Consider the following 14,452-nt stretch of genomic DNA (forward strand, 5'->3'; position numbering starts at 1 on the left):
GCTTATTGGTGTAATACGCTCAAGCCAACTGTTCCAACAGGCGCACCAGTTCATCGCGCTGCCCTTCGCCCAGGTTGCTCACCAGGGCATCCTGGGCCTGCTCCCAGGCAGGCGTGGCGGCCACCAGGCGCGCCAGGCCCTTCTCCGTCAGCAGTACGATGCGGTTGCGCAAGTCGACACCTTCGGCCAACGCCACCAGGCCGTCGGCTTCCAGCACCCGCACGTTGCGACCCAGCGTGCTGCGATCCAGGCCCATGGACTCGGCCAGCACCGAGATGCTGGGCTGATCGAGACGCTGCAGATGCCGCAGCAGGGAAAACTGGGCGACATTGATGCCGAAGCCCACAAGGGCTTCGTCATAGTGCCGGCTGACCCCACGGGCGGCCCGGCGCAGATGAGTACAGATGCAATGGCTCTTCAACATAGATGCGTGTATATACCCGGAGTTTCCAGGATGCAAGCGTTCAGTGGGGTACGCCATTGAGGGCAAGGCGTTTTCGAATCGGTTCCAACAGGCTGGAGGGCGTGCGCTTGAGCGGGTCCGGCAGGCCCTTTTCGATCGCCTGCCAATAAGCCCACGGCACTTTGGCGCTGCCCAGCTCGTAGTCCATCCCGTCCCAACTGTCTTCGCGAAAGCTGTAGAAGGCCCAGTGCACCTGCTGGCGATCGAGGGTGCCCAGTACATCCTCCAGATAGGCGGTACAGCCCGCCCAGCGGCGCATGCAGCCGAACTCGCCGGCCACCAGGCGATTGGCCGGCACCGCGTGCCTGCCGGCCCAGTCCAGCGGGCGCTGCAGATACTGCTGCACCCGGGCCTTGTTCCATTGCGCAACGCTGCCGCCAAAGGGCGCGGGCCCAGGGTAGGCATAGGGCGTGGCGCGCTCCAGGTTGGGCGCGCTGGTGGCCGCGTAGGGTTCGTACATGTGAAAGCTGTAGAGCAGGCGCTGGTCGTCGAGCGCGCCAGGCCAGTACTCGAAGGCATCGGCCGCGGCGTACCAGCCGGCATCGAGCATGACCGGGGTGAGTGGATCGACTTCGCGTATCGACGCCACCAACTGGCGATACAGCGCCGGCAGGTCGCGGGTGCTGCCCTGCTGCTGTCGGTACCAGGCGCGCATCTGCTCGGCGCTGGCGTGCTCGGCCAGGCCGCCAAGTTTCTCGGGCGCCGGTTCGTTGATCAGGTTGTAGGCCGCCACCGCCGGATGGTCCTTGAGCGCCCGCGCCAGGTCACGCCAGAAGTCGGCGGCCTGCGCCCAGTAGGCCTTGTCCTGCCAGAGCCGGTCATCGAACTGGCCGGCGTTGTTCTGTGCCCAGCGCATGCCGGGCAGTGAGAGGGGCGTGATAACGACCTTGAGGCCTGCGGCGTGCGCGCGGTCCAGGGTGGCCTTGAGCGTGGCAAGGTCGGCGGCCGGCAGCCCTTGGTAGGTATCGGCATTACCGAGCAGAAAATCACGCTGCGCCGCTTGCCACTTGTCATAGGACAACCGCACCCAGCTCGCCCCGTAGCCGTGCAGCGCCTCGAAATAGGCCTGGTCGGGCGGCAGGCGGTTGAAGCTGTTGCCGCCATGGCGCGGCGTGTTCCAGAAGTCGATCAGGTCGGCGGCGTGGGCCGGCAGGGACGAACAGGCGATAAGGCAGGCCAGCAGTTGGTTGCGCATCGGGGCACCCAGCAAAGACAGAGGGACGTAAGGCTAGCGCTTGCGAAGGCTGACCACGTGCTGCATTCAGTTGCAAAACACTACAGATTCATGACCGCAGCGAAGAGCTCCTGACAGCCCCTTCAGAGTGCCAGGCTTACCACCACCGCCAGCTCCAGCAGCTCCAGCAACGCCCCTGCTGTATCCCCGGTGGTTCCCCCCAGGCGCTTGAGCATCACCTGGCGCAGCAGCGCGAACACCAGCAGCGCCACGCCCACGGCCAGGATACCGTTCCATCCCGCCAGCACCAGGCACCCCAAACCGGTCGCCAGCAACACGGCCTTGGCTTCGCCACGCGGCAGATGCTCGGCCAGCGCCTGTCCCAGGCCGCCTGCGCGCACATACGGCGTGCACAGGAACAACCCCAGCATCGCCGCCCGCCCCAGTACCGGTGCCAGTAGCAGGCCCACCGCCTGCCCGCTGTCGACCAGCGCGAGCAACGCGCAGAACTTGAGCAGCAGCACCAGTACCAGCGTCACCACCGCAATCGGCCCGCTGCGCGGGTCCTTCATGATCGTCAGGGTGCGTTCGCGATCGCCGAACCCGCCCAGCCAGGCATCGGCGCTGTCGGCCAGGCCATCCAGGTGCAACGCACCGCTCAACCACACCCAGATGCACAGCAGCAGGGCCGCCTGCAGCATCGGCGGGCTGCCCGCCAGCAGCGTGCTGGCGGCCCACAACACCCCGCCGAACAACAGCCCCACCAGCGGGTAGCACAGCAGGGAGCGCCCCATCTGCTCGGGCGCGGGCATGCCCGCCAGGCGCACCGGCAGGCTGCTGAGAAACTGCAGGGCAATCCAGAACGCCTGCATCAGGCGATTTCCGCGAAACGACCGTCGGCCGCGCAATGCAGACGGTGCACCGCGCCGTGCCCGACCACCACCTGCAGCAGCTGCTCGCGCGGCAGGCCGCGGGCACGGGCCAGCAGCAGGCGCATCACGCCGCCGTGGGTCACCAGCAGCACGCGCTCGCCGGCGTGGGCCTGATACGCCCGCGCCATGGCCGCCAGCACCCGCTCGGCAAACGCCGTGACCGGCTCGCCACCCGGCGGCGTGAAGGCATAAGGGTCGGCCCAGAACAGCCCCAGGCCCTGTTCGTCGGTAAGCATGAGGTCGGCGGTGCTGCGCCCCTCCCAGTCGCCGAAGTGCAGCTCCTGCAGGCCGGCCTCCAGTTGCATGGGCACGCCCACCTGACCGGCAAGTTCTTCGGCAAATCGCGCGCAGCGTTGCAGCGGCGAGCTGATGATCCGCGTCCACGGCCCGCCCTCGACCACAGCCGCACGCATCTGCGCCCAGCCAAGTTCGGTCAGCGCGTCGTCCAGGCTGCCGCGCAGCCCACCGCCCAGTTCGGTTTCACCATGACGCAGCAGGTCGACGATCATGTATCGCGGTCCGCCACCGCCGCCTCGGCGAAGGTCGCCATCTGCCCGTGCAGGTCGCAGGCCATGCGCAGCAGCGGTACCGCCAGCGCCGCCCCGCTGCCCTCGCCCAGGCGCAGGCCCAGCTCCAGCAGCGGTTGCGCCTGCAACGCTTCGAGCACCCGCTGGTGCCCGGGCTCGGCGCCGCGATGACCGAACAGCAGCCAGGCCCGGCAACCGGGGTTGATGCGCGTTGCAACCAGCGCCGCCACGGTGCAGATAAAACCGTCCACCAGCACCACGATGCCTTGCTGCGCGCACGTCAGGTACGCCCCCACCAGCGCGGCAATCTCGAAGCCGCCAAAGCACAACAGCTGCTCCAATGGGTCGTCGGCCAGCGCCGCGTGGGTGAGCAGCGCGCGTTCGATCACGCGGGTCTTGTGTTCGACACCGGCAGCATTCAGGCCAGTGCCGGGGCCGGTCAGCTCGCCAGGGGTGCATTTGAGCAATGCACTGGCCACCGCACTGGCAGAGGCCGTGTTGCCGATGCCCATTTCGCCGCCGATGAACAGTTGCGCCCCGGCGTCACGCGCACGCAAGGCGCTCTCGCGCCCGGCCTGCAGCGCCAGGCGCCCCTGCTCGGCGGTCATTGCCGGCACCTGGGCGAAGTTGGCGGTGCCCGCCCCGATGCGCAGATGGCGTACACCGGCAAGTTCCAGGGTCAGGTCGACCGTCCCCAGGTCGACCACCTCCAGCTGCGCACCCAACTGGCGGGCCAGCACGCTGATGGCTGCGCCGCCGCCGACGAAGTTCTGCAGCATCTGCCGCGTGACCACCTGCGGATAGGCCGAAACCCCCTCGGCCACCACGCCGTGATCGCCCGCGAAAATCGCGATCCATACCTGCCGCACGCCAGGCTTGAGCTTGCCCTGCAAGCCCGCCAGCTCCACCGCAACCTGCTCCAGCCGGCCCAGTGAGCCGGCTGGCTTGGTCAGCTCGCGCTGGCGCTCCAGCGCCTGTTCGCGCACAGCCAGGTTGATCGGCTGACACGCGTTCTGCCACCAGTTTTGACTCATGTTCAGGCTCCCTTGAGCGTAAGCGGCAGGCCGGCAACGGTCAGCACCACGTGCTGGCAACGTTCGGCAATGGCCTGATGCAGCCAGCCGGCTTCATCGACGTAACGACGGGTCAGCTCGCCCATGGGCACCACGCCCAGGCCGGTCTCGTTGCTGACCAGGATGATTTCACCCGGCAACTGCGCCAGGCAGTCCAGCAGTGCATCGCGCTCGGCGGCCAGGCGCTCGAGGTCTTCGAGCATCAGCAGGTTGGTCAGCCACAGGGTCAGGCAGTCCACCAGCAGGCAACGCTCGGGCGCGGCGGTTTCGCGCAGCACCCGCGCCAGCGCCAGCGGCTCCTCGATCAGCGCCCACTCGGCAGGGCGACGCGCACGGTGCAGTTGCACGCGGGCATTCATTTCACCGTCCAGCGGCTCGCTGGTGGCGATATAGGTCACCGCCAGCGCGCTGTCGACGGCGTATTGTTCGGCCAGGCGGCTCTTGCCCGATCGGGCGCCGCCAAGAATCAGCTTGAGCATGTCAGTCCAGCCCGCAGAGTTGACGAAGCCGGGCGCCGTCCAGGTGCGTGTCCACCAGGTCGGCCAGGCGTTCGATGTCCAGTTCACGCAGAGCATGGTAGTCCACCTGCTGCACATCGTTCAGGCCAGCCCAGCGCAGCAGCGCCGTGCACGAATGCGGCGACTCGAACAGGCCGTGCAGGTAGGTGGCCAGGATCTGCCCATCGGCGCTGACCGCGCCATCGCTGCGACCGTCGGCCAACTGTACGGCGGGCTGCGCCAGCGCCGGCCCGCAGGTGACCCCGGCATGGATCTCGTAGCCACTGACGGGCGCCTGCTCCAGGTTCAGCGTGCCGCTGACATTGCGCAGCTGCTTCTCGGCCTCCAGCTGCGTGCTGTAGTCCAGCCAGCCCAGGCCCGCGCTGCTGCCGGCGGCGCCTTCCAGGCCCAGTGGATCATGCACGTGGGTCCCGAGCATCTGCAGGCCACCACAGATGCCCAGCAGTTTGCCGCCGTAGCGCAGGTGGCGGGTTATCGCCTCCTCCCAGCCGCGCTCGCGCAGGTGTGCCAGGTCGCTGCGCACGCTCTTGGAGCCCGGCAGGATGATCAGGTCGGCCGGCGGTATCGCGTCGCCCGGCCCGATGAACTGCAGATCCACCTGCGGATGCAGGCGCAGCGGATCGAAGTCGGTATGGTTGCTGATGCGCGGCAGCACCGGCACGATCACCTTGAGCACCTGCGCGGCTTTCTGGCCCTGGCGTCGGTCCAGGCCATCCTCGGCCTCCAGATGCAGGTCCAGCACATACGGCAGCACGCCCAGCACCGGCTTGCCGGTACGCGCCTCGAGCCAGTCCAGGCCGGGCTGCAGAAGGGCGATGTCGCCACGAAAGCGGTTGATCACGAAGCCCTTGACCCGCGCCTGCTCGCTGGGCGACAGCAGCTCCAGGGTGCCGACCAGGTGTGCGAACACCCCGCCGCGGTTGATATCGGCGATCAGGATCACCGGGCAGTCGACCGCCTCGGCAAACCCCATGTTGGCGATGTCCCCGGCCCGCAGATTGATTTCGGCCGGCGAGCCCGCGCCCTCCACCATCACCACCGGGTAGGCGTCGCTCAGGCGCTGGTGCGAGGCCAGTACCGCCTGCATGGCGATGGCCTTGTAGTCGTGATAGGCCACCGCGTTCATGCTGGTGACCGCGCGGCCATGCACGATCACCTGGGCTCCGGTCTCGCTGTTGGGCTTGAGCAGTACCGGGTTCATGTCGGTGTGCGGCGCCAGCCCGGCGGCCTGGGCCTGCACCGCCTGGGCGCGGCCGATTTCGCCGCCGTCGGCCGTCACCGCACTGTTGAGTGCCATGTTCTGCGGCTTGAACGGCACGACACCCACGCCCTGGCGCGCCAGCCAGCGGCACAGCGCGGTCACCAGGGTGCTCTTGCCGGCATCGGAGGTGGTGCCTTGCACCATCAGGGTGGTCATGGGTGTTCCTTGCGGTAGTCGTCCAGCGCCTGGATCAGGCGCTGCCAATCGGTGTCGGTGGCCGGCAGGCCGAAACGCAGGCTGCCCAGGTGCTCGAACAGGCGCAGCAGGATGCCGCGCCGCGCCATGAACTGGTGCAACTGCGCGGCGTGGGCAAGCTCCAGGTACTGGAACAGGTCGCAGCCGCCGGCCGGCGTGAAGCCGGCAGCATCGAGTACCTGCGCCAGGCGTGTGCTGGCCTCGGCGCAGCGGGTGATCTGGCGCTGCTGGGCGCCATGGTCGAGCAGGCAGGCCTGGCCCAGCACCCGCGTGGGCCCGGCGATCGACCAGGGCCCCAGTTGTTCGGCCAGCAGCTGCAGCAGTTGGCGTTCGGCCAGCACGAAGCCCAGGCGTACACCGGCCAGGCCGAAGAACTTGCCGAACGAGCGCAGCACGATCAGCCCGTTGCGCCAGGTTTCGGCGGCGATGCTGTGTTGCGGGGTGTTGTCCATGAACGCTTCATCCACCACCAGCCAGCCACCGCGCTGGGCCAGGCGGGCGTGCCAGCCCAGCAGGCGCTCGGCGCTCAACAGGCGCCCGGTGGGGTTGTTGGGGTTGACCACCACCAGCACATCGAGGCTGTCGAGAAAGAACTCCACCTCGGCCTCGCCGACTTCACGCACGCGGTGCCCGGCGCGCCGCCAGCCCTCGGCATGTTCGGCGTAGCACGGCGACAGCACACCGACCTTGCCACTGCGACGCAAGCGCGGCAGGGCCTGGATGGCGGCCTGGGACCCGGCCACCGGCAGCAGTTGCGGCACGCCGTAGTACTCGCGGGCCGCCTGCTCCAGGCCATCGTCGGTTTCGGGCAGGCGTGCCCAGGCGCGCAACGGGATCTCGGGGATCGCGAAGGGCCACGGCGCGATGCCGCTGGACAGGTCGACCCAGTCCTGCACTGCGATGCCGTACTCCAGCACCGCCCGTTGCAAACGACCACCGTGCTCAAGCATAGAATTGCGCCCCCACGCACAACAGCAGCAACCACAACCACACGCCCTTGCACACCAGTTGCCAACCACGCTCGATGGCGTGCGCATCGGCCGGCGGGCCTTCGCCCAGTTGCGGGCGCTGGTGCAGCTCGCCGTGGTACACCGCCGCGCCGCCCAGCTCGACACCCAGCGCACCGGCGCCAGCTGCCATCACCGGGCCGGCGTTGGGGCTGTCCCACAACGGCGCCTGACGGCGCCAGCAGCTCAGTGCCAGGCGCGTCCTGCCCAGCACCGCGTAGGTCAGGGCCACCAGCCGCGCCGGAATATAGTTGAGCAAATCGTCGATGCGCGCTGCGGCCCAGCCAAAGCGCTCGAAGCGCTCGTTGCGATAGCCCCACATGGCATCCAGGGTATTGCTCAGGCGATACAGGACCACACCTGGCGCCCCCGCCACCACGAACCAGAACAGGGCGGCGAACACTGCATCGCTACCGTTCTCCAGCACCGATTCGGTGGCGGCACGCGCCACGGCGGTGTCATCCAGTTCGCCGGTTTCACGGCTGACCAGGTAGCCCACGCGGCGGCGCGCTTCGTCCAGGTCGCCGCCACGCAGCGCCTCGGCCACGGGCCGTACATGTTCGCCAAGGCTGCGCAGGCCCAGCGCGCAGTACAGCGCCAGTATCTCCACCAGCCAGCCGATGTAGGGCAGCCACGACAGCACAGTCACCAGCAAAGTCAGGGGCACCACCGCCAGAAACCACGCGGTGACGCCATGGCTGCGCCAGCCACGACCGCCGGCATTGAAGCGTTGTTCCAGGCGTCCGGCATAACGGCCGAACGCGACCAGCGGGTGCGCACGCCGGGGCTCGCCCAGCAAGGCATCCAGCGCCACCCCGGCCACACTCAGCAAGGCCACACTCATCAACGCTCTCCCCAATGGTTTTCGTAGAGCATCTCGCTCAATGGCCGCTCGCGGGCCCAGCCTTCGAGCACCAGCATGGGCGCCTCGTAGAACGCCTCGACCGGGCCCAGGCACAGTACCGCCAGCGGTTTGGCACCGGCCGGCATGCCCAGCAGGTCGGCCAGTGCCTGCGGTTCGAACAGCGACACCCAGCCCATGCCCAGGCCCTCGGCACGGGCCGCCAGCCACAGGTTCTGGATGGCGCATGACAGCGAGGCCAGGTCCATTTCCGGCAAGGTGCGACGGCCGAAGATGTGCGCCTCGCGCCCGTCCATCAGCGCCGCCACCAGCACCTCGGCGCAATCGTTGATGCCCTCGACCTTGAGCCGCATGAAATCGTCAGAACGCTGCCCCAGTGCCTCGGCGGTGCGCACCCGCTCCTGCTCCACCAGCGCCTGGATCTGCTGGCGCAGCTCGCGACGGGTGATGCGGATGAAACGCCAGGGCTGCATCAGACCCACGCTCGGGGCCTGGTGCGCCGCCTGCAGCAGGCGTGCCAGCAGCTCGGGGGCCACCTCGCCGCCGCTGAAATGGCGCATGTCGCGACGTTCGCCGATGGCACGGTATACCGCCGCGCGCTCGGCGTCGTTGAAGGCCTGGTCGCTCATGGTGCCAGCAGCGCCGCCAGCGCAGACGGGTTGGACGGGAAGTAGAAATGCACATACGAGGCCGTCAGCCGGCCGCAACGGTACACCGCCTCGGCGCCGCGCCCGCCGTTGGGGCTTTGCCCGCGGGCGATGGGTTCGAGCGCGGTGCTGGTCAGCGAATGGTGATAGGTATGCCCGCGCAGGGTGCCCTCGGGCAGCTCTACCGCTTGCAGGGCCAGGGCCGCCAGGCGCTTCTGCATCACCGCCTCGCCCGGCAGCAGGCCGGCCAGTTCGGCCCGTTCGCCGGCCACATCGGTCAGTGCATCGAGCAGGTAGAGCATGCCGCCGCATTCGGCCAGCAAGGGCTTGCCGGCCTGGTGATGGGCCCGGATCGCCGCCAGCATCGGCGTGTTGGCGGCCAGCGCATGGTGGTGCAGCTCAGGGTAGCCGCCGGGCAGGTACAGGCTGTCGCAGTCTGGCAGCAGGCGGTCGTGGATCGGCGAGAAGAAGCTCAGCTGTGCGCCCATCTCGCGCAACAGGTCCAGGCTGGCGCCATAGGTGAATGCGAAGGCTTCGTCGCGCGCCACGCCGATCCGCACGCCGGCCAGCAGTGGCTCGATGCTGCGCGGCTGCGGCGCATCGAAGGCCACCGCCGGCGTCAGGGCCGACTCGCAGCTGTCGCCCAGGGCGTTGGCGGCGGCGTCCAGGCGCAGGTCCAGGTCGGTCAGTTCACTGGCCTGCACCAGGCCCAGGTGGCGGCTGGGCAGTTCGATGCCGGTTTCCCGCGACAGCCCGCCGTACCAGCGCAGGCCTTCGGTCAGGCTGCCTTCGAGCAGTTGCGCGTGACGCAGCGAGCCCACACGGTTGGCCAGCACGCCGGCAAACGGCAGGTCGGGCTGGTAGCGCGCCAGGCCCAGGGCCAGCGCGCCGAAGGTCTGGGCCATGGCCGTGCCGTCGATCACCGCCAGCACCGGCACGCCGAAATGCCGCGCCAGGTCGGCGCTGGACGGCGTACCGTCGAACAGCCCCATCACCCCTTCGATCAGGATCAGGTCGGCGTCGGCGGCGGCTTCCCACAGCAGGCGCCGGCTTTCCTCGGCGCCGACCATCCACAGGTCCAGCTGGTACACCGGGGCGCCACTGGCGCGCTCCAGAATCATCGGGTCGAGAAAGTCCGGGCCACACTTGAACACCCGGACCTTGCGCCCCTGGTTGCGGTGCAGGCGCGCCAGTGCGGCCGTCACCGTGGTCTTGCCCTGGCCAGATGCAGGTGCCGCGATCAGCACCGCCGGGCAATGACGGGTTTGCCTCATAGTTCCACGCCCTTCTGGGCACGGATGCCGGCCTGGAAGGCATGCTTGACCATGCCCATCTCGGTCACGGTGTCGGCCAGCTCGATCATCTCGGGCTTGGCGCCGCGGCCGGTGACGATCACATGCTGCATCGGTGGGCGTGCCTGCAGGTCGCCGAGCACCTGGTCGAGGTCGAGGTAGCCGTGCTTGAGGGCGATGTTGAGCTCATCGAGCACTACAAAACCGATGGCCGGGTCCTGCAGCAACTGGCGCGAAACCGCCCAGGCAGCCTCGGCGGCGGCGATGTCGCGCTGGCGGTCCTGGGTTTCCCAGGTAAAGCCCTCGCCCATCACGTGGTAGCGCACCTGTTCGGGGAAGCGGCGGAAGAACAGCTCCTCGCCGGTGCTGTTGCGGCCCTTGATGAACTGCACCACGCCACATTGCATGCCGTGGCCCAGGGCCCGCGCCAGCATGCCGAAGGCCGAGCTGCTCTTGCCCTTGCCGTTGCCGCTGAGTACCAGCAGCAGGCCGCATTCGTTGGGCGAGTTGGCAATGCGTTCGTCGATTACCGCTTTTTTGCGCAGCATGCGCGCCAGATGGCGTTCGTCGCGATCGGTGGTGTCGGTCATCGGAGGCTCCGTGGGCAACTGGCGCGCACAGGGACCGGGGGGATCGAGTCGGCGCGACAGCAGGTTGGCGATGGCACACGGAAAACGCGCAGGCCCTGCCACTGGCCGGGAGAACCGCGCATCACCCTCCGTGATGCCGTTGATCTGTGACAGGCCGGTCTCCGGGCTCATGGGCGGGTCTGATCGACCCGGATCGCGCGCCTTCCCGGGCTGTTGCACCCAGTGGCCCTGCGCGATCCCGACTCATTTACCGTTGCGGGGGCAGCGCCGGAATCGCACGTTGCACGTGCCCACCGGCTTCCCTGTTTCACCCTGCCGGCACCTTGGCCGCAGAGCACCTGAAACAAGTCGCGAAGGTTAGAGGGTTGGGCCATGAGCGTCAATCAAAGGCGCTGCGAAGCGGTCTGGATCAATGGCATTTATGTCATCTTGTGTCACACTCACTGCAGTGATATCACATAGCCATTATCCGCACCTCTCCGATCCACAATAACAATGGAGCACGGCATGCAAGGTCTGATCATCAACAACCCGCGTCTGGAGTTCCTGCGCCCCGCCCTGGAACGTTGGGCCGAGTGCCTGGAGCGCTACAACCAGACCCTGGGCGACAGCGACGCCCCCTACTGGCAAGGCGTGCAAAGCAACCTTGGCGTGCTGGGCGCGGCGGCCTGGCAGGCGGAGCTGGTGACCTTGCAGGGTGCGCAGACCAAGAAGCAGCGCGACGAAGGCGAGCGTGCGGCGCACTGCGACCTGGTGATCGCCAGCAAGGAAGAGACCGCCTACCTGCAAGCCACCCAGCGCTGGCCACGGGTCGGCAAGCTCGACCTCACCGATGCCCTGCAGGAGAGCGTCGCCCAGGCTCGCCTGGTGGGCTATGCCAGCCAGCTCAAGGTCGCCGCGCTGTTCGTCAGCCCGTACAAGGCCGGGCAACACGCCAGCCCCGAAGAGCTTCAGGACCTGGTCGACGACCTGCAGAAGCACAATGCATGCGCCATCGCCTGGGTGTTCCCCTATGGCTACCGCAAGCTGCACGACGACGTGGGCCGCTACCACCCCGGCATCGCGCTGCTGCTCAAGCAGGCCTGAGCCCCTGTCGAGGGAACCTCGCCGACGTGCCCGCCTCTACCTTACTGGACACGGCCAACTTCGCGAGGGACACCGATCATGGGCAACATGCGCATTGCTGTACTGCTGGCACTCACCACCGGGCTGGTGGCCTGCGGCGAGAACGCCCGCCTGGACGTCACCGATGGCACCGGCCCGTCGCCGCGCCTGCCCGAACCGAACAAGACCCTCATCCCCACGGTAAACATCGCGCCGGCCATCGGCTGGCCAGAGGGCGGCAAACCCAAGGCTGCGGCAGGCACCCAGGTGGTGGCCTTCGCCGACAAGCTCGACCACCCGCGCTGGCTGTACGTGCTGCCCAACGGCGACGTGCTGGTGGCCGAGACCAACGCGCCGCCCAAGCCCGATGACGGCAAGGGCATCAAGGGCTGGGTGATGGGCAAGGTGATGGGCCGCGCCGGCGCCGGAGTGCCCAGCCCCAACCGCATCACCCTGCTGCGTGACAGCGACAAGGACGGCGTGGCCGACACCCGCACCACCTTCATCGAGGGGCTGAACTCGCCGTTCGGCATGGCCCTGGTGGGCAACGACTTCTATGTGGCCGACACCGATCGGCTGTTGCGCTTCACCTACGAGCCAGGCGCCACCCGCCTGCAGGGCAGCGGCACCAAGGTGGTCGACCTGCCGGGCGGCACGCTCAACCACCACTGGACCAAGAACGTGATCGCCAGCCCCGACGGCAAGAAGCTGTACGTGACCGTGGGCTCCAACAGCAACGTGGCCGAAAACGGCATGGAGCAGGAGAAAGGCCGCGCCGCGATCTGGGAGGTCGACCCGGCCACCGGCAGCCAGCGCCTGTTCGCCACCGGCCTGCGCAACCCCAACGGCCTGGCCTGGGAACCCCATAGCCAGCAGCTGTGGACGGCGGTGAACGAACGTGACGAGATCGGCAGCGACCTGGTGCCGGACTACATCACGTCGGTGAAGGACGGCGCCTTCTATGGCTGGCCCTACAGCTATTACGGGCAGCATGTGGATGAGCGCGTACAGCCGCAGGATGCAAAGCTGGTGGCCAGCGCGATAGCGCCGGACTATGCGGTGGGGCCACACACCGCCTCGCTGGGGCTGGCGTTTACCGTGCCGAACGCCTTGCCGGCGCCGTTCGACCAGGGCGCGTTCATCGGCCAGCACGGCTCATGGAACCGCAAGCCGCACAGTGGCTACAAGGTGATCTTCGTGCCGTTCAGCACGGCGGGCAAACCGTCGGGCAAGCCCATCGATCTGCTGACCGGGTTTCTCGACGAGGACGGCAAGGCCATGGGGCGCCCGGTCGGCGTGGTGAACGATCAGCGTGGCGGGGTGCTGGTGGCCGACGACGTGGGCAATGTGATCTGGCGGGTGAGCAAGGCGCAGTAGCACTGCGCTGACGTGTTCGCCGGCAAGGTCGGCTCCTGCTGGAGCCGGCTTTGCAGGCCACGCTGTCAGGGATTGCGCGCCAGGTGCGCCGGCTGCAGCACGCGCTTGGCGTTGAGGTAGGTCTTCTGCCAGTAGCTGTTGGACAGGTAGTCCAGGCGCACCGTACCGCCCGTTGACGGTGCATGCACGAAACGCCCCTCGCCCACGTAGATACCGGCATGGCTCACCTGGGTGCCGCCATTGGTGGCGAAGAACACCAGGTCGCCCGACTGCAACGCACCCTTGTCGATGTCCGGGGCACGAATGCCGATCATCTCGCGGGTTGAGCGCGGCAGGGCGATACCCGCCGCGTCCCGGTACACGTAGCCAATCAGCCCGCTGCAATCGAACCCCGAGTCCGGGGTATTGCCGCCCCAGCGGTAAGGCGTGCCCACCAGGCCCAGGGCCCGGAACAGCACATCCTCGGCCACTGGCGAGAAATACACCTGGGGCGCCATCACCTTCGGCTCGACCACCTGAGGTTTCTGCGGGGCATGGCTGGAGCAGGCACCCAGCAGGGCCGCCAGGGAAAGTACAGCAACGCGCGCGAGTATCGACATAGTCAGAACATCCTGTCTGAAGCCGCCCGACCCCAAGTCGGAAATAGGTGAGAAACTAGATTAGACGTTTTCTGTAAACACGCACGGCGGCGAGCTTTTCAGCTACGCCGCCGTGCGGGACATCACGCGCAGACTCAGTTACGCGACAGGGTAGTCGGTGCCATGGCCAGCGCGCGCTTGGCTTCGATGAAGGTCTTGCTCCAGTAGCGGTCACCGAGATTGTCGATGCGCACGCCACCGCTGCGGCGGCTGCTGGAGTGAATGAACTGATCGTCGCCCAGGTAGATGCCGGCGTGGCTGACGCGGCCGCGGCCATTGGTGCTGAAGAACAGCAGGTCGCCTGGCTTGAGCTTGTTGCGCGCAACCAGCGGGGCTTTCACGTTGATCATTTCGCGGGTGGAGCGCGGCAGGTTCATGCCGGCCTCTTCGCGGAACAGGTAGCCGATGAAGCCGCTGCAGTCGAAGCCGGACTTCTCCGAGGTGCCGCCGAAACGGTAGCGGGTACCGATCAGGGACATGCCACGTTCGAGAATGTTGTCGGCCAGGGCTGGCAGTTCGTAGGGCTTGGTGCTGGAGGAGAACGCTTCCAGGTCCTGCTCGGTGGCCAGCTCTTCTTCGAACACCGACGCGGCGGTGGAAGGCTTGGCGGCAGCCTGGGCAGCAACTGGAGCGGGAGCCTGCTGGTGGGTGACGGGACCGGTGGTCGCGCAGCCGAACAGCAAGGTCACAAGTGCGAGGGGCACGAGGGGTGCGAAGCGATTTAGCATGGGCACGACCGTGGCTTGAATTTGATGAAGCCGAGACTATGCCTTCTATCGGATCGATTTGCAA

Annotated in this window: 16 protein-coding genes and 1 riboswitch; of the genes, 2 read left to right on the forward strand and 14 right to left on the reverse strand. The window is 67.7% G+C overall.

The window, feature by feature from the left end; genetic code table 11:
- Positions 1-19: 19 nt before the first annotated feature.
- From MF6396_RS04510 to cobO, 12 genes are all read right to left on the reverse strand, one after another.
- Positions 20-424 (reverse strand): MarR family winged helix-turn-helix transcriptional regulator, encoded by a 405-nt coding sequence (locus tag MF6396_RS04510; RefSeq protein WP_043862530.1) that lies wholly within the window; start codon positions 422-424, stop codon positions 20-22.
- A 40-nt stretch (positions 425-464) separates the two neighbouring features.
- The gene (locus MF6396_RS04515; RefSeq protein WP_078479809.1) at positions 465-1,658 is read right to left on the reverse strand and encodes a glycoside hydrolase family 5 protein; all 1,194 of its coding nucleotides are present in this window, start codon (positions 1,656-1,658) and stop codon (positions 465-467) included.
- Between the two features lie 122 nt (positions 1,659-1,780).
- The gene (locus MF6396_RS04520; RefSeq protein WP_078479793.1) at positions 1,781-2,509 is read right to left on the reverse strand and encodes an adenosylcobinamide-GDP ribazoletransferase; all 729 of its coding nucleotides are present in this window, start codon (positions 2,507-2,509) and stop codon (positions 1,781-1,783) included.
- Positions 2,509-3,078: an alpha-ribazole phosphatase family protein gene (gene cobC, locus MF6396_RS04525; RefSeq protein ID WP_058541011.1), complete on the reverse strand. Its 570-nt coding sequence runs from the start codon at positions 3,076-3,078 to the stop codon at positions 2,509-2,511. Before cobC ends, MF6396_RS04520 begins: the two co-directional genes overlap by 1 nt.
- Complete coding sequence (cobT, locus tag MF6396_RS04530; protein WP_078479794.1) at positions 3,075-4,130, reverse strand: nicotinate-nucleotide--dimethylbenzimidazole phosphoribosyltransferase; 1,056 nt, start codon at positions 4,128-4,130, stop codon at positions 3,075-3,077. Before cobT ends, cobC begins: the two co-directional genes overlap by 4 nt.
- A gap of 2 nt (positions 4,131-4,132) precedes the next feature.
- On the reverse strand, positions 4,133-4,648 hold the full coding sequence (cobU, locus tag MF6396_RS04535) for a bifunctional adenosylcobinamide kinase/adenosylcobinamide-phosphate guanylyltransferase (RefSeq protein WP_078479795.1): 516 nt from the start codon (positions 4,646-4,648) through the stop codon (positions 4,133-4,135).
- A gap of 1 nt (position 4,649) precedes the next feature.
- The gene (locus tag MF6396_RS04540; RefSeq protein WP_078479796.1) at positions 4,650-6,104 is read right to left on the reverse strand and encodes a cobyric acid synthase; all 1,455 of its coding nucleotides are present in this window, start codon (positions 6,102-6,104) and stop codon (positions 4,650-4,652) included.
- Positions 6,101-7,093 carry a threonine-phosphate decarboxylase CobD gene (gene cobD, locus MF6396_RS04545; RefSeq protein WP_043862537.1) on the reverse strand — a complete coding sequence of 331 codons (993 nt, stop codon included), beginning with the start codon at positions 7,091-7,093 and terminating at the stop codon, positions 6,101-6,103. Before cobD ends, MF6396_RS04540 begins: the two co-directional genes overlap by 4 nt.
- On the reverse strand, positions 7,086-7,994 hold the full coding sequence (gene cbiB / locus MF6396_RS04550) for an adenosylcobinamide-phosphate synthase CbiB (protein ID WP_078479797.1): 909 nt from the start codon (positions 7,992-7,994) through the stop codon (positions 7,086-7,088). The genes cobD and cbiB overlap by 8 nt, the downstream gene beginning before the upstream one ends.
- Positions 7,994-8,641, reverse strand: coding sequence for a 5,6-dimethylbenzimidazole synthase (bluB, locus tag MF6396_RS04555; RefSeq protein ID WP_043862539.1), 648 nt, complete (start codon positions 8,639-8,641; stop codon positions 7,994-7,996). The genes cbiB and bluB overlap by 1 nt, the downstream gene beginning before the upstream one ends.
- The gene (locus tag MF6396_RS04560) at positions 8,638-9,933 is read right to left on the reverse strand and encodes a cobyrinate a,c-diamide synthase (protein ID WP_078479798.1); all 1,296 of its coding nucleotides are present in this window, start codon (positions 9,931-9,933) and stop codon (positions 8,638-8,640) included. The genes bluB and MF6396_RS04560 overlap by 4 nt, the downstream gene beginning before the upstream one ends.
- On the reverse strand, positions 9,930-10,541 hold the full coding sequence (gene cobO, locus MF6396_RS04565) for a cob(I)yrinic acid a,c-diamide adenosyltransferase (protein WP_054914693.1): 612 nt from the start codon (positions 10,539-10,541) through the stop codon (positions 9,930-9,932). The genes MF6396_RS04560 and cobO overlap by 4 nt, the downstream gene beginning before the upstream one ends.
- A 135-nt stretch (positions 10,542-10,676) precedes the next feature.
- A riboswitch (cobalamin riboswitch) is annotated at positions 10,677-10,898 on the reverse strand.
- Between the two features lie 150 nt (positions 10,899-11,048).
- Between cobO and MF6396_RS04570 the strand changes: the two genes are divergently transcribed.
- Together MF6396_RS04570 and MF6396_RS04575 are read left to right on the forward strand one after the other, a co-directional pair.
- The gene (locus tag MF6396_RS04570; RefSeq protein ID WP_043862542.1) at positions 11,049-11,627 is read left to right on the forward strand and encodes a hypothetical protein; all 579 of its coding nucleotides are present in this window, start codon (positions 11,049-11,051) and stop codon (positions 11,625-11,627) included.
- 78 nt (positions 11,628-11,705) lie between these two features.
- Positions 11,706-13,022 carry a PQQ-dependent sugar dehydrogenase gene (locus tag MF6396_RS04575; protein ID WP_058541004.1) on the forward strand — a complete coding sequence of 439 codons (1,317 nt, stop codon included), beginning with the start codon at positions 11,706-11,708 and terminating at the stop codon, positions 13,020-13,022.
- Positions 13,023-13,087: 65 nt separating this feature from the next.
- On the opposite strand, the gene MF6396_RS04580 is transcribed toward MF6396_RS04575, so the two are convergent.
- Entirely contained in the window at positions 13,088-13,621 is a 534-nt protein-coding gene (locus MF6396_RS04580) for a C40 family peptidase (protein ID WP_054914695.1), read from the reverse strand.
- A gap of 134 nt (positions 13,622-13,755) precedes the next feature.
- A complete protein-coding gene (locus tag MF6396_RS04585) occupies positions 13,756-14,388 on the reverse strand; it encodes a C40 family peptidase (RefSeq protein WP_043862545.1) in 633 nt (210 codons plus the stop codon).
- Positions 14,389-14,452: the final 64 nt, after the last annotated feature.

The sequence above is a fragment of the Pseudomonas sp. MF6396 genome, assembly GCF_002018915.1.
GTDB lineage: Bacteria > Pseudomonadota > Gammaproteobacteria > Pseudomonadales > Pseudomonadaceae > Aquipseudomonas > Aquipseudomonas palmensis.

What these genes read in the sequence shown, in the direction of transcription:
- MF6396_RS04510 (WP_043862530.1), bottom strand. Translation starts at nt 424, where the DNA reads ATGTTGAAGAGCCATTGCATCTGTACTCATCTGCGCCGGGCCGCCCGT.
- MF6396_RS04515 (WP_078479809.1), bottom strand. Translation starts at nt 1,658, where the DNA reads ATGCGCAACCAACTGCTGGCCTGCCTTATCGCCTGTTCGTCCCTGCCG.
- MF6396_RS04520 (WP_078479793.1), bottom strand. Translation starts at nt 2,509, where the DNA reads ATGCAGGCGTTCTGGATTGCCCTGCAGTTTCTCAGCAGCCTGCCGGTG.
- cobC (WP_058541011.1), bottom strand. Translation starts at nt 3,078, where the DNA reads ATGATCGTCGACCTGCTGCGTCATGGTGAAACCGAACTGGGCGGTGGG.
- cobT (WP_078479794.1), bottom strand. Translation starts at nt 4,130, where the DNA reads ATGAGTCAAAACTGGTGGCAGAACGCGTGTCAGCCGATCAACCTGGCT.
- cobU (WP_078479795.1), bottom strand. Translation starts at nt 4,648, where the DNA reads ATGCTCAAGCTGATTCTTGGCGGCGCCCGATCGGGCAAGAGCCGCCTG.
- MF6396_RS04540 (WP_078479796.1), bottom strand. Translation starts at nt 6,104, where the DNA reads ATGACCACCCTGATGGTGCAAGGCACCACCTCCGATGCCGGCAAGAGC.
- cobD (WP_043862537.1), bottom strand. Translation starts at nt 7,093, where the DNA reads ATGCTTGAGCACGGTGGTCGTTTGCAACGGGCGGTGCTGGAGTACGGC.
- cbiB (WP_078479797.1), bottom strand. Translation starts at nt 7,994, where the DNA reads ATGAGTGTGGCCTTGCTGAGTGTGGCCGGGGTGGCGCTGGATGCCTTG.
- bluB (WP_043862539.1), bottom strand. Translation starts at nt 8,641, where the DNA reads ATGAGCGACCAGGCCTTCAACGACGCCGAGCGCGCGGCGGTATACCGT.
- MF6396_RS04560 (WP_078479798.1), bottom strand. Translation starts at nt 9,933, where the DNA reads ATGAGGCAAACCCGTCATTGCCCGGCGGTGCTGATCGCGGCACCTGCA.
- cobO (WP_054914693.1), bottom strand. Translation starts at nt 10,541, where the DNA reads ATGACCGACACCACCGATCGCGACGAACGCCATCTGGCGCGCATGCTG.
- MF6396_RS04570 (WP_043862542.1), top strand. Translation starts at nt 11,049, where the DNA reads ATGCAAGGTCTGATCATCAACAACCCGCGTCTGGAGTTCCTGCGCCCC.
- MF6396_RS04575 (WP_058541004.1), top strand. Translation starts at nt 11,706, where the DNA reads ATGGGCAACATGCGCATTGCTGTACTGCTGGCACTCACCACCGGGCTG.
- MF6396_RS04580 (WP_054914695.1), bottom strand. Translation starts at nt 13,621, where the DNA reads ATGTCGATACTCGCGCGCGTTGCTGTACTTTCCCTGGCGGCCCTGCTG.
- MF6396_RS04585 (WP_043862545.1), bottom strand. Translation starts at nt 14,388, where the DNA reads ATGCTAAATCGCTTCGCACCCCTCGTGCCCCTCGCACTTGTGACCTTG.